The sequence below is a fragment of the Dickeya aquatica genome, assembly GCF_900095885.1.
GTDB classification, from domain to species: domain Bacteria; phylum Pseudomonadota; class Gammaproteobacteria; order Enterobacterales; family Enterobacteriaceae; genus Dickeya; species Dickeya aquatica.
Genome location: NZ_LT615367.1, coordinates 1,762,547 through 1,776,009, shown reverse-complemented (window position 1 = coordinate 1,776,009; position 13,463 = coordinate 1,762,547). Strand labels below are relative to the sequence as shown.

13 protein-coding genes and 1 pseudogene are annotated in these 13,463 nt (G+C 54.7%); 5 read left to right on the top strand and 9 right to left on the bottom strand.

Features of this window, described 5'->3' with window-relative positions; genetic code table 11:
* Positions 1-576 precede the first annotated feature (576 nt).
* The 6 genes and pseudogenes from DAQ1742_RS07890 to DAQ1742_RS07865 all read right to left on the bottom strand — a co-directional run bounded on the left by DAQ1742_RS07890 (position 577) and on the right by DAQ1742_RS07865 (position 7,395).
* Positions 577-1,737, bottom strand: a complete 1,161-nt coding sequence (locus DAQ1742_RS07890; RefSeq protein WP_035342626.1) for a M20 aminoacylase family protein — start codon at positions 1,735-1,737, stop codon at positions 577-579.
* Positions 1,738-1,967: 230 nt separating this feature from the next.
* Positions 1,968-3,676 (bottom strand): annotated as a pseudogene (locus DAQ1742_RS20940) (dipeptide ABC transporter ATP-binding protein).
* Positions 3,643-3,942, bottom strand: a complete 300-nt coding sequence (locus DAQ1742_RS20695; RefSeq protein WP_269472545.1) for an ATP-binding cassette domain-containing protein — start codon at positions 3,940-3,942, stop codon at positions 3,643-3,645. The pseudogene DAQ1742_RS20940 and the gene DAQ1742_RS20695 overlap by 34 nt, the downstream one beginning before the upstream one ends.
* Complete coding sequence (locus DAQ1742_RS07875; protein WP_035342632.1) at positions 3,935-4,780, bottom strand: ABC transporter permease; 846 nt, start codon at positions 4,778-4,780, stop codon at positions 3,935-3,937. The genes DAQ1742_RS20695 and DAQ1742_RS07875 overlap by 8 nt, the downstream gene beginning before the upstream one ends.
* Before the next feature lie 5 nt (positions 4,781-4,785).
* Positions 4,786-5,739, bottom strand: a complete 954-nt coding sequence (locus tag DAQ1742_RS07870; RefSeq protein WP_035342634.1) for an ABC transporter permease — start codon at positions 5,737-5,739, stop codon at positions 4,786-4,788.
* A 96-nt stretch (positions 5,740-5,835) separates the two neighbouring features.
* Positions 5,836-7,395, bottom strand: a complete 1,560-nt coding sequence (locus DAQ1742_RS07865; protein WP_035342636.1) for an ABC transporter substrate-binding protein — start codon at positions 7,393-7,395, stop codon at positions 5,836-5,838.
* Between DAQ1742_RS07865 and DAQ1742_RS07860 the strand changes: the two genes are divergently transcribed.
* Together DAQ1742_RS07860 and DAQ1742_RS07855 are read left to right on the top strand one after the other, a co-directional pair.
* Positions 7,394-7,642: a hypothetical protein gene (locus DAQ1742_RS07860; protein ID WP_035342639.1), complete on the top strand. Its 249-nt coding sequence runs from the start codon at positions 7,394-7,396 to the stop codon at positions 7,640-7,642. The genes DAQ1742_RS07865 and DAQ1742_RS07860 overlap by 2 nt on opposite strands.
* Positions 7,643-7,794: 152 nt before the next feature.
* Positions 7,795-8,328, top strand: a complete 534-nt coding sequence (locus DAQ1742_RS07855) for a hypothetical protein (RefSeq protein ID WP_035342642.1) — start codon at positions 7,795-7,797, stop codon at positions 8,326-8,328.
* 38 nt (positions 8,329-8,366) lie between these two features.
* Here the strand turns inward: DAQ1742_RS07855 and DAQ1742_RS07850 are convergent, their stop codons facing one another.
* Together DAQ1742_RS07850 and DAQ1742_RS07845 are read right to left on the bottom strand one after the other, a co-directional pair.
* The gene (locus DAQ1742_RS07850; protein ID WP_035342644.1) at positions 8,367-8,708 is read right to left on the bottom strand and encodes a GlpM family protein; all 342 of its coding nucleotides are present in this window, start codon (positions 8,706-8,708) and stop codon (positions 8,367-8,369) included.
* Between the two features lie 94 nt (positions 8,709-8,802).
* Positions 8,803-9,981, bottom strand: coding sequence for an MFS transporter (locus DAQ1742_RS07845; protein WP_035342646.1), 1,179 nt, complete (start codon positions 9,979-9,981; stop codon positions 8,803-8,805).
* Between the two features lie 94 nt (positions 9,982-10,075).
* On the opposite strand from DAQ1742_RS07845, the gene DAQ1742_RS07840 reads away from it, so the two are divergent.
* The gene (locus DAQ1742_RS07840; protein WP_035342649.1) at positions 10,076-10,573 is read left to right on the top strand and encodes a MarR family winged helix-turn-helix transcriptional regulator; all 498 of its coding nucleotides are present in this window, start codon (positions 10,076-10,078) and stop codon (positions 10,571-10,573) included.
* A gap of 55 nt (positions 10,574-10,628) precedes the next feature.
* On the opposite strand, the gene ompX is transcribed toward DAQ1742_RS07840, so the two are convergent.
* Positions 10,629-11,141: an outer membrane protein OmpX gene (ompX, locus tag DAQ1742_RS07835; protein WP_035342652.1), complete on the bottom strand. Its 513-nt coding sequence runs from the start codon at positions 11,139-11,141 to the stop codon at positions 10,629-10,631.
* Between the two features lie 371 nt (positions 11,142-11,512).
* Between ompX and rhtA the strand changes: the two genes are divergently transcribed.
* Positions 11,513-12,391, top strand: a complete 879-nt coding sequence (gene rhtA / locus DAQ1742_RS07830) for a threonine/homoserine exporter RhtA (RefSeq protein WP_035342655.1) — start codon at positions 11,513-11,515, stop codon at positions 12,389-12,391.
* A gap of 252 nt (positions 12,392-12,643) precedes the next feature.
* Complete coding sequence (dps, locus tag DAQ1742_RS07825; protein ID WP_035342658.1) at positions 12,644-13,147, top strand: DNA starvation/stationary phase protection protein Dps; 504 nt, start codon at positions 12,644-12,646, stop codon at positions 13,145-13,147.
* Positions 13,148-13,463: the final 316 nt, after the last annotated feature.

Sequence of the window (13,463 nt, the reverse complement as noted above, 5' to 3'; positions counted from 1 at the left end):
TCGTTATTCCAGCCCCTTGTCGGGGGTTCTGTCTCTCTTTCTGCCACCACGATATCGCCCGTTGTTGACTATTTGTCCTCTCATCAGGCGGTAGGGTGGCTCCCTGATCAGGACGGCCTTATCTCGCCACGGCTATGCCGTGGTGGTCATCAGCTTTTGTACACCATCAGCCTTGATACACTATCAGCCTGCGGGCGATTCTCTGATGCCCGCCGCCCTGACACATCAGGCCCCTACGATACTGTGCCATGCGGCTGTCGTCATGTGTGACGACGCAATATTGCTTGATGGCTAACACATAATCCGCACGCCGCTGCGCTGAGCACGGCACTTGTTGGTGCACGGCCGCAAACCAGCGTCAGGCGAGGGAGAGGCAAACCGGCAAACACGAAAGATTGACGCCGTAAGGCGTAACAGGTGGGAACAACGGGTATCGCAATGATCGCGGGCGTGTCGTACCCGCTGACGGCAGCACGCGGTATCTTAGCACCGCAGTCAGCCACCATTGTTCAGACGGCGGCTGTCCGATGCGTGCACCGGCGTGATGGCTGGCACCGGCCAGCAGGCAGTTCGCCGTCAGGCCAGGGGGCTCAGGCGTTTTTCAACCAGTGCCACCCAAAAGCGGATGCCATAGGCTATCGCGGCATCATTGAAGTCATAATGGGCATTATGTAACGGATGAGACGGTTCATCGCCGTCAACGCCCAGCCAGAAGTACGCCCCGCGGCAGTGTTCCAGCAGGCAGGCAAAATCTTCCGATGCCATCGAAGGGTTCACGCCCCAGCGCACCTGATCAGGCCCTAACGTGGCGACAGCCGTATCCCGTACCCATTGCGCGGCCTGGGCATCATTTTGCGTCACCGGATACCCCGGATGATATTCAATCACGCCAGACACCCCTAACAGTTCAGGGATGCGTTCAACCTGCTGGGCTATCAACGCCCTGACCTGCTCACGCACATCTGCTTGCAGGCAACGTAACGTGCCGCGCAGTACCACTTTTTCAGGGATAGCATTGATGGCCTCACCTCCGGCTATCTGCGTGATGCTGATAACCGCCGATGACTGGGCAGACAAACGCCGCGAAGGAATGGTTTGTAATGACATAATCAGTTGCGCGGCAGCCACAATCGGGTCAGCGCCATTTTCCGGCATCGCCGCATGGCAGCTTTTGCCCGTCAGGGTGATGTCAAAGGCATCCAGCGAGGCCATCATCGCCCCGTCACTGACGGCCAGCGTACCAAGCGGCAACCCCGGCCAGTTATGCAGTGCGTAGATTTCATCCATGGGAAAGCGGCTAAACAGCCCCTCTTCCACCATGCGGCGCGCCCCGCCAAGGTTCTCCTCTGCGGGCTGAAACACAACGCGCAGCGTACCGCGAAAACGGCGGGTTTCACTCAAATAACGGGCTGCCGCCAGTAGCATGGCCGTATGACCATCATGACCACAGGCATGCATCACCCCGCTACGGCATGACTGATGGGGCAGTGCGTTGAGTTCCGTAATCGGCAACGCATCCATATCTGCCCGTAACCCGATAGTCGGCCCCGGCCCATTTTCCAGTGTGCCAACAACACCGGTTTCAGCCAGACCACACTGCACCTGAAAGCCAAAATCACGCAATAAGGAGGCCACCTTCCCGGCCGTTTGATGCTCGTGATAACCCAGCTCCGGGTTAGCGTGTAATTGACGCCGCCACGTCACAGCCTGCGCAAGCAGCGCTGGGGTAATCTCCATCGGTCTTCTCCCATCGGTTTACAACGCGGCGACGATGGCCGATATTCCACATATCCCTGCATCACCGCCACGAAAGCGTCATTTACTCTACCTCCCGCTCCCGATACAGGCAAAGATCCTCTGGCAGGCATTAAAGAAGGTTTTGGCATAAGCCAGCGCTTGACACCCCGGTTTCTGGTTAACCCGCGCAGGGCAGGACGGGCCGACGGCTTGTGCATTCATGAGCGCGGTTACCCGGCTGGCGATTCGGCTGACGTATGCCAGCATGCCACCCGGTGTCGGGCGGTTATTTCCTGTAATGGCGGCGCATCGGTACGGCATACCTCGCTCGCCTGGCTGCAACGGGCATAGAACGGGCAGCCGGTTCCGGTTATGGTCAGCGCCTCTGCATCTGCCACGGGTAGCGGTGCGGAGATCCCGCCGCCGGGTTCAGGTATCGGAATTGACGCCAGCAACATACGGGTATAGGGGTGAGCCGGATGCCGGTAGAGTTGCTCTGCGGGCGCTTCTTCAACCAGTTTCCCGCAATACATCACGCCGATTCGATTCGAGATATGGCGCACCATTGAGAGGTCGTGCGCAATAAACAGATAGGTTAATCCCAGTTCTTGTTGCAGATCCTGCAACAAATTGACCACTTGTGCCTGCACTGACACATCAAGGGCCGAGAGCGGCTCATCACACACCACAAATTTCGGCTCTACCGAGAGGGCACGGGCAATACTGATGCGTTGACGTTGCCCTCCGCTGAATTCATGCGGGAAGCGATGCAAATGCTCACTCCCCAGACCCACGCGATGCAACCATGCCAGGGTGCGCGTCCGCTGCTCCTCACGCGTATAACCGTGGATCTGCATAGGTTCGGCAATCAACTGTGCGACCGTCATTCCGGGATTGAGCGAAGCGTAGGGATCTTGAAAAATGGCCTGCATACGCTTTCGAAACGGCTTGAGCGCTTTTTCCGGCAGTGCACTGATACGCTCACCCTCAAAATAAATGTCCCCCCGGTGAGATCAAACAGCCGCAGCAGGCTGTGCCCAAGGGTTGATTTACCACACCCTGATTCGCCTACCAGTCCATAAGTTTCCCCCGGCCAGATGTCCATGCTGATGCCATCAAGCGCCCGCACCAGCGGTTGTTGCCCTCCCCGGCGCAATGCATAATATTTTTTCAGTGCGCGAATACGCACTAACGGCGATGAGTCAGTCTGCATAATCTGTTTCCCCGGCGTCCACCCGCCAGCATTGTACCCAGTGCTGATTGCCACACCGCTGACGGGGGGGGGCTGCTGTTCACAAATAGCGATGCGCTGCGAACAGCGTGCCGCAAACGGGCAACCGGCGGGCGGTTGCAACAATCCCGGCGGAGCACCTTCTATTGGCGACAAGCGCTGGCGCACGACATCATGACGCGGTAACGACGCCAGAAGCCCTTGAGTGTAGGGGTGTGCGGGTCGAGAGAAAATGTCTTCCACACACCCTTCTTCCATGACCAGACCGCCATACATCACCACGACGCGCGAACAAAGCTGCGCGACCACCCCAAGATCGTGCGTGATCAACATGATGGCGCTACCGGTTTGTTGTTGCAGTTGTTTAAGCAGTCGCAGAATTTGTGCCTGGATCGTGACATCTAATGCCGTGGTCGGTTCATCGGCAATCAACAGCGCCGGATGGCAGCACAGCGCAATCGCTATCATGACCCGCTGGCGCATACCGCCGCTAAATTCATGCGGGTACTGATTGTAACGCTGCGCTGCATTGACAATGCCCACGCGCTCTAACATGGCAATGGCGCGCGATCGGGCCGTTTTTTTATCCAGTTGCTGATGACGCCTCAGGATGTCACGCATCTGCTGCCCTACCGTCAATACCGGGTTAAGCGCGGTCATCGAATCCTGAAAAATCATGGCGATATCATTACCACGTAGCTGGCGCAGCGCCTTGGCAGAATAATGCGCCAGATCCTCACCGCGAAAACGGATTTGCCCCCGACGATGCGACCATGGTTTCCCAACAGTTGCATTACCGATTTGCAGGTCACACTTTTCCCGCAGCCGGATTCACCAACAATACCGACAATCTCTCCCGCATCAACGCTGAAGCTGACGCCGCGTACCGCCTTCACCTCGCCCTGCGGGGTGAAAAAAGACGTGTAGAGGTTGTCGATAACCAGCAACGGGTTGTGCTCGGGTGTTTCACTCATCACGCTGTCCACCAGGTTCAAATGCACGACGAAAAACATCACCCAACACGTTAAAACCGAGTACCGTCAGCAAGATGAGCATACCGGGAAACAGCGCAAGCCAGGTGGCATCACCAATATAAGCCTGGGCATTGTTGAGCATACTTCCCCAGGATGCATTCGGCTGTTGTACCCCAAGCCCAAGGAAACTGAGCGTTGACTCCATCAGAATGGCTGAGGCGATATTCAGCGTCGCGGCCACCATCACCGTGGGCAAGACCCCCGGAATGATGTGACGCAGGATAATGCGCCATGACGATGCGGCGCTGGCGCGCGCATACAGCACATACTCCCGCTCTTTTAGCGACAGCGTTTCCGCCCGCACCAGCCGCGACAGGCTCATCCAGTTCAACGCACTGATGATAAGAATGATGCTGGCAATGCCCGGTTTAAGATAGGCATTGAGTACCAGCAGTAAAAAGAACGCCGGGATAGACATCAGCATATCTACCGCCCGCATCAGTAGCGTATCCAGCCAGCCGCCGAGATAACCACTGATAGTGCCAACCAGCGTTCCCAGCAGGGTTGAAAACAGCATCGCCAGCCCCCCGACCATCAGCGAAATCTGCCCGCCGTAAAGCGCGCGGGTAAAATAATCCCGGCCATACTCATCCGTGCCAAACCAATGCTGGCTATCTGGCGGTAGCATCCTCGATTCTATCGCCATGGCATTGGGGTCCCACGGGCTGGCCCACGCCAGCACTGAGGCGAGACCAAAGATGACCAGTACCCCCAGCGCCAGTTGTGCAGGCCGATTGCGGCGTAACTGTTGCCGCACCTGTTGCCAGCGTCTTCCCATCACCGTTACCTCATCACCTTAATACGGGGATCCGCTACGCGATACAGCACATCCGCCAGCAAATTGCCTATCATCAGCATCAATGCCGACAGCATCACCATCGCCATGATAAGCGGGTAATCCAGCGACGTGATGGCCTGAATACCCAGCAGTCCCATGCCCGGCCAGGAGAACACGCTTTCGGTGACATACGCCCCGACAACCAGCTCGGAAAACGACAGCCCACACAGCGTTATCACCGGTAACATCACGTTCTTCAGCACATGCCGGAACAGGATGTGCGTATACGTTGCGCCATATGCCAGTTGCGTTTGTACGTAGTCAGCGCTGAGTTGAGTGAGGGTGTGAGAACGAACATACCGCATGTAGTGCGACAGGTTATAAAAAGTCAGCGCGATGCACGGCAACACACCATGTCGCACCACATCAAGCCAGGAGTCCGCCACCCCGACGCTACGCATTCCCATTCCCGGCAGCCAGTTGAGCCAGAGCGAAAACACGATGATCAGCAAGATGCCAAACCAGAAAATGGGCACGGAAATACCGAGGTATGCCACGATATTAATCAGATGATCCAGCCAGCGGTGACGAAACACCCCGGCCAGTAACCCCAACGGGATCGCTATCGACACCGCCAGCACCAACGACGCCCCCATCAGCCCAAGCGTTGCAGGCAACCGCTCGGCAATCAGGGTCAGCACCGGGCGGTGAGAAATCAGCGAATACCCCAGGTCGCCCTGCACCACATTTTTCAGCCACAACAGGTATTGAACCGCAAGGGGTTTATCCAGCCCGAGGCTATGGCGCACCCGCTCAATGTCTTCCTGGCTCATCCGCGGCGTAATATACGCCAGCACCGGATCACCCGGAGCCAGCTTGACCAGCAAAAACGACACCAGTGAAATAAAGAAGAGCATCGGCACCAGTTGCCCGAGCCGACGCACGACAAGGTTATTCATACACCTTCGTTATCCATGAACTTTGCAGCTTATCAATGCATTTTTCGCACAGATTCAGCGATTCAGGGCCACCCGTCGCCGGGCAGCCCTCGCGGGTTATTGCTGATAGATTTTTGATAAGTCCTGAAACAGATAGACCGGTTTTGGCTCTGCTTCCTGCGTACCACCAAAACGTTTGTCTACTGCCACCACCGCATTGGTATAAGCAATCGGATACCACACCATGTCACTGGCGACCGTCTGCTGGATAGCCTTATAAATGGCGGCGCGCCGGGCGGTATCCGTCTCGATTGCGCCACTGTCCCACAGCGCATCAAACGCCGGGTTCTTGTAATGTGCGTAGTTATAATCCTCACCACTCATGAAGAGCGATTTGTAACCGTCCGGCTCAGCCCCCATGATGTAGCCACCGAGACTCAACTCATACGCGGTATTGTTCTTGTCGCGCCCTTTTTGCGACATCGCGTTGGCATCCAATGGCAGCAACTCCACATTAATGCCGATATCTTTGAGTTTTTGCTGGATATACAGCCCCATACTTTCCTGAGTCTTGTTGGTATTAATATAGGCCAGACGCAGTTTCAGCCCTTGCGGCTGACCGGACGCCTTAAACAGGGCTTTCGCGTTATCAAGATGATAGGCGTAGGTGGCAACATCCGCAGTTTGATAAAGGGTATCGGGGGTCAGAATCGACGGAGCGGGTTTGGCGTAATCTTCCGAGGTAAACGCCGTCTTTACCAGTTCATCCTTATTGATGGCATAGGCGATAGCCTGACGCAGCGCCTTATTTTTCATGCTATCGACATTCTGGTTGAACACCATGTAAGCCAGACGGCCTTCAGGATAAATAATAAAGTTGAACCGTCCGGTGCTGTTGAGCGGCTTTACATCCTGTGGGTCAATCAGTTTGAGGTTAATTTCGCCATTTTGCATCGCCAGCCGCGCGGCATTGGCATCGCGGGCGAAACGATACGTCACCGCATCCAGCCTGGGCTTGCCGTTCCAGTAATCATCAAAGCGATTCAGGGCATAGTATTGCCCGGAGCGGTATTCACTGAATTTAAACGGCCCGGAGCCGACTGGCGCATCGTTTTTGGCGCTTTTTGATAAATCCGTTTCACTGGCAAACACATGCCGGGGGATCGGGTAAATCTGCACCAGCGAGCCCACAAAAGCGGCGCTGACTTGCGGCAGCGTGAAGGTGACCGTCAGGTCATCCACCTTACTGACCACGACCGGCCGGTTGTTATAGACAAACAGGCTGCGAAAAAAACTGTGCTGTTTTTCATCCAGCAGTGTGTTGAAGGTGAACACCACATCATCCGCGGTGATAGGTTGCCCATCCTGCCATTTCAGGCCGGGTTTGAGCACCAGGGTATATGTCAGGTTATCAGCCGAGGGGGTCAGGCTCTGTGCCAGCCCCCACTCCAGCTTGCCTTCGTTATAGCTATACAACGGCGAATACAGTGCCTGCATAATCGTTAACGTGGTTCTGTCGCTGGCATACAGCGGATTGACGACCAGCGGGTCGCCGCTGGTGATGCCGATGATAAGGTTGCCACCCTCTTTTACTGTCGCCTCTGGCGCGGCCTGAACGCCAAGACTCCATGACAGCATCATTGCTGCCACCCATGCTGACATGCCTGATTTATGCATGACGATTCACTTCCCCTGGAAAGATAAAAGTCCGAATATTGCACCGGGAAGCAAGCCGACCAAAGTACGTAAATTGCATAAAGATAGTGAAAAAAAAGCTACACTGCTCCTCCACACCATTTTGGCTCAACGAGAACTGACTATGCGCTTTGATGACTGGCTGTGGCGGAAAAAATTGATAGGATTGCTGGTCGTGGTGGTGGTCATTGAACTGATCCTGTTGCTGGTTCCGTGGGATCATGGCTAACGCGCCACGCCGGTGGTGAGTCATCACCAATAAATCGTTCTGCGTATGCCGCACCCGACGTAATATGGTAAGCATCAGACCCAGGCAGCGAATCGGCAAGCCGCCCGGACGACAGACGGATAACCACAATAACACTCTTTATGAGGTCTTTAATGAACAGACGACAGACTCCCTGCATAGCGTTTGGTCTGGCGCTATTATCGCTCACGGCCTCTGCCGCCGACGGCTACAAGAACCTGAAGTTTGGTGCACCCGCAGCCACCATTCGCCAGCAGGCGGACTGTGCCCTGCGAGGCCCGGAGGTGATTCTGGGTCAAACGGTCTACATCTGCCCGGATTTCCGCTTTGCCGATAAAAAAACGCAGGCTATTTTCAGTTTTAACAATGACAAGTTCACCCGGCTGGCCATCTCGCTGACCATGCCGGATGTTCCGGCGGTGGTGGAAGGGCTGAAAAATAAATACGGCATGACCGCCGCCTTATCCGCCAGCGATATTGACACGTTCATGAATAAACCCAATAGCCGCGTCATCGCAAAATTCGATAAAGACACCATCACCATGGTGTTTGACAACAGTATCGATAACCAAAAAAGTATCTATCTGGTCTACAACGCGGACAACCGCCTGATGACCGGCCCGGCCGCCACACCAACTGCCAAAGGCATCACTAAAGACGACCTGTAACCCACGCATACCCGGCGCAAGATGCTCTATCGCGCCGGTTATCCGGCATGATAAACGCGCCATATCTTAACCAGCACCGCCGCCGCCCCCGCCCAGCACACCACCGCCAGCAACAAGGCCGCCGACAGGCGCATGAATCCGGTAAAGTAATACAGTGATATCAGATAGATAAGATAGGGGATAACCGCCCATATACCAAACAGAATGGTTGCCCGCAATGCGTCAATACCCCGCTCACTGCCGACGATGTAATGCGCTATCAAGGCAAACGTGGGAAACAGCGGTATCAGCCCGGCAAGATAGTAATTTCGGGTTTTGGCTAAAATACCTATCAGTAACACCACCAGTGCACCCAGCAGCGCTTTTATCAGTAACGCCATGTGCTTTCTCCAAAATGGGTGACGCGCTGGCCTCACCGTTAGCAGGCGGGCAAGCCTGAATGAGCGCCTGCCGGTCTGTTTTCTGTTTGCCCCGCTACGCCGCCGGAACACCGCGCCTGGGCGGTGCAAAGCGCAGCGCCATCAGCATCAGCACCACCACGCCCGCCGCCATGACCAGCCAGGCCTCCGTCAAGCCGCGGGTATGCTGGCGGATAAAACCGGCCAGCAGCGGCATCAGGCTGGCGATAAGATAACCGCCGCCCTGAACAAACCCCATCATCGCGCCCGCATGCTGGGGGTTCTCGACCCGATCGAGTGCGATAATCAGCGAGAGCGGAAACAACGCACCAATACCCAGCCCCAGAGCAACCATCACCGGAACGACTAACGCTTGCGGTGCCAGTATCAACCCAGCCATGCCCAGCAGCAGCAACGCCAGCACTGGCAGCAGCAGATAGCGTCGGTCTGGAAAGTAATTGATAAGCCAGGAAACCAACAGCCCCGCAAAGACTTCGGTTAGCGTTAGCCCGCCCAGCAGCAACCCACTAAGGGACTCGCTCCAGCCAAGCCCGGTGTAATACGGCGGCAGCCACGCCAGCACCAACGTATAAGCGCCCGTGCCAATACCAAAAAACAGCATCAGTGGCCAGTGGCGCACCGGCGATGACACGCTGCCGGGATGAGCCGACACACTGGCAGCAGGGTCATGCAGCGAGAGGGTAATCAACCAGGCGATGGTCGCAAGCGTTGCCAGCAGGCTCCAGATGGCAAGTGCACCATCCCATTCCAGTTGGTCAGCCAGCGGAGAAATGCTGGCCGCCGCCAGCGCGGCACCGGCCATGATAGCGGTAGTATAAAGCCCCATCAGGCGGCTACTTTGCTGGCTAAAACGCCGACGGATAAACGATGGCATCAGCGCCTGGATCAGCGCAATGCCGACACCGGCAAGTGCGGCTGTTATCAGTAAACCTGCGGTATCGGTTAACCAGCCACGCAACAGGCAAGCCAGCGCAATGCCGACAATCCCGAGCCCGATCCCCCGGTGCTCACCCAGTCTGGACTGCAACCAGCCGCCATATAGCGCACAAATTCCCATCGCGAAAACCGGCAACGTCGTCAATAACCCGGCCTGGGTATCGCCCATGCCGGTTGCCGCCTGAATCCTTGTCAGCAGCGGCCCCACCCCCGCAAGAACGGGCCGAAGGTTCAGCCCCAGCAACAAAATCGTTAACACCACAAAAATCGGTGTTCCTGTACGTCTGGCGTATGACATAGCGCTCCTTATCTGCGTTAACGGCTTGTTCAACGGCACTGCCCGATTGTAGAATATCTTCACCAAAAGAATCTTAACGTCAAGATAAATATCCATGACCACTGACCGCGCGGATGAAGCCAATATGCAATGGCAGCGTGAACGACCGGATCTAGACCCATTCCCGATGCAGGTTATCGGGCGTCTGCTTGAGACGGCCATGCGCCTGGAGCGCGATCATCTCAACCCGCTGTTTGCCCGTTTTAGTTTGCGTCCGGGGGAGTTTGATGTGCTGGCCACGCTGTGCCGTAGCGGCAGCCCCTATGCCCTGACGCCAACACAGCTTTACGAAGCCTTGATGATTTCATCGGGCGGCATGACCAACCGCATCGACCGGCTGGAACAGGCACAACTGGTGATACGCCAGCCAAACCCGCAAGACAGGCGCGGCGCGCTGGTGGTGTTGACATCCGATGGGATGGCGCTGATGAACCGATTACTCAACGAGCATATCGACAATGAACGGCAGTTACTGTCAGCCCTGAATATCGACGAACAGCAGCAGCTTAATCAGTTGCTAAAAAAGTTACTGGCGGGCCTGACACCGACATAAAAAAATCCGCCCGAAGGCGGATTTTTTACACCGTCAAGACGTCAACAGACCGTCATTAGAAACGGTAGCCAACGCCAACGTTCCAGCTGCCAACGTCAACGCTGCGGATACGGCTCTGCTCGTAACCCACATCAAAGGCAACGTCATGAACCGGGTTGAACTGCAAGCCGGCACCATAAACAAAGCCTGCGTCGCTCACGCTGTGATTGGCAGAACCGTCGGTTTTATTGACAGTAAATTTGCCTGCGCTCACGCCCACCACGCCGTAGATGCTTGCCCAGTCATTGAAGCGGAAAGACGGGCCTGCGCTGAAACCGTAGTACTGGGTTTTGTTGTAAACGTTGTTAACGGTTTCGCTGTCTTGCAGGTAGGTAAAGGAACCGACCACGCCCAGCTGGTTATCAAACTCATAACGGTATTTCAGGTTGAAACCCGGCAGCTTGCTCTGCACGCCCTGAGCATCGCCCTGAGCATAACCAAGAGAAACGGTGCTATCGCCAGCAACCGCGCTACCTGCGCTGATAGCCAGAACACAGGCTAAAGCAGAAAGACACGCAATTTTTTTCATAATACGCCTCGAAGTATCTTACGAAGGAAAATTAAAGCGAGCCAAATATAACAAAAAATTAGGGCTGATGCTGTCAGGTTATTATTTTTCAATTACGCCAAACATGTAACAATACATTTCAAAATAGAGTTAACATATTGATATTTAAATGAACGTAAAGTTCAAAAAACAATGAAAAAAATAATAAAATAATCACGTCAGATACGGATTTTTCTTAAATTTTTGATTATTTTTCAGGCTGAATTTATATCAAAAAAAAGATTCCCAAATAGAGAGTAAATTAAAGTCAATAAGCGTAAACTAGCTGCCAATAATTTGTTCATTTATTGCCTGCTTTTTTTCAATCGCGGCGTGAAATTTAAGGCCATGTTATGACCTTGATTGCCTCATTAAAAAACACCGTATTACTGCCGGTATTATTGATTGTGATTGCCATGCTCTCTATCCAGTCTGGTGCAGCACTGGCGAAGACAGTGTTTCCCTTGACGGGCGCATCCGGCATGACAGCATTACGTTTAGCGATAGGTACACTGATTTTGCTGCTGGTGTTCAAACCCTGGCGACGCCGCGTGGGCTCCGCGCGCCTGCCGCTGCTGGTCTATGGCATCACCCTTGGCGGCATGAATTATCTGTTTTATCTCGCATTACGTACCGTACCCTTGGGGATCGTCGTGGCGCTGGAATTTACCGGCCCGCTGGCTGTTGCCCTGATCTCTTCACGGCGCGTGCCGGATTTTATCTGGGTGCTGCTGGCCGCCACCGGACTGTGGCTACTGTTACCACTCGGGCAACATGCGGACAACCTCGACCTGGCCGGTGTCGCGTTTGCTGTCGGAGCCGGAGCCTGTTGGGCCGGGTATATTCTGTTCGGTCAAAAAGCCGGAGCCAGCCACGGTGCCAGCACTGTCGCGCTCGGCTCGCTGATAGCCGCACTGGTGTACTGTCCGCTTGGTCTGATGTTTTCAGATATCCGGGTACTGCTGTCGTTCGATGTGTTGCCGATGGGCATTGCCGTCGCGCTGTTGTCTACAGCATTACCGTATTCGCTGGAAATGCTGGCGCTCACTCGCTTGCCCGCGCGTACCTTCAGTACCTTGATGAGTCTCGAACCCGCCATCGCGGCGCTATCCGGTATTGTTTTTCTACACGAGCAACTCTCCGCACTACAATGGCTGGCGCTGGCGTGCATCATCGCCGCTTCACTTGGCATCACGTTAACGGTGAAACAAAAACCGACGCCAGCCGGTTAACTCGCCATCCATCGCTATGCATGACACAGGCTTCAGGCTATCTCTGATATAGACCGAACTGAACAGCCAGCATGAAGGGCTGCGGTTATACTGAACGCAATTAAAAAACGCTACCGCTACCGCGATAGTCAGTCATTCATGAAGCAATACCCGTATATTTGTCATCATTTGCGCTGCCAGGTAATACCTTCACCGGAGAATCACGCGCTAAACAGACGAACACCGGGTCAATGCACTAGCGAGGATAAAAGTATGCGTACAGCAAAACTGGTAAAAGCAGCGTCCCCTGACCTTATTTTCACCCGTAACGATCTGGACGATAACGTGAAAACCTCAACCATCGCCCTGTTAAATCAACTGGTGGTGGATTTTACCGACCTGTCACTGGTAACAAAACAGGCGCACTGGAACTTACGTGGAGCCAATTTTATTGCCATCCATGAAATGCTTGATACGTTTCGCACGGCGCTTATCACCCATCTCGACACCTTTGCCGAGCGCGTGGTGCAGCTAGGCGGTGTCGCCAGCGCCACCATTCAGGTGGTGAATAGCCAAACCTCACTCAAGCCTTACCCGCTTGATATCCACCGCATCGCCGATCATCTGCAAGCCCTGGCTGACCGCTATGCGGTTGTGGCTAACCATGTGCGTAAAGCCATCGCTCAGGCTCAGGATGAAGACACCGCCGATATGCTCACCGCGGCATCACGCGATGTAGACCAATTCCTGTGGTTCCTCGAAGCCCATATCGAATAAACGGTCATTCACCACCGGCGGGTTCACCGCCGGTAATATCCTCACTGACCATGCCCGCCTTGATGTCTCGCCCACACAGCCCATTTTATCGCCATCACACACGGAAAGAGTATGCAGATTAATTGCATGAATACTCACGTTGCTCGCACAAACAGCACGAAACGTACAAAAAATTAGCGCTTGTCAGCAATATTGCCGCCGAAATGTAATCAACGGTTGTGTCCCCTGCACAATTCAGTTATTGATAGCAACGCGTTCCATAGGCATTTGTGATGGATGCACACGAATAATAACAGGTTTGCCGTCCTGTTCTGGC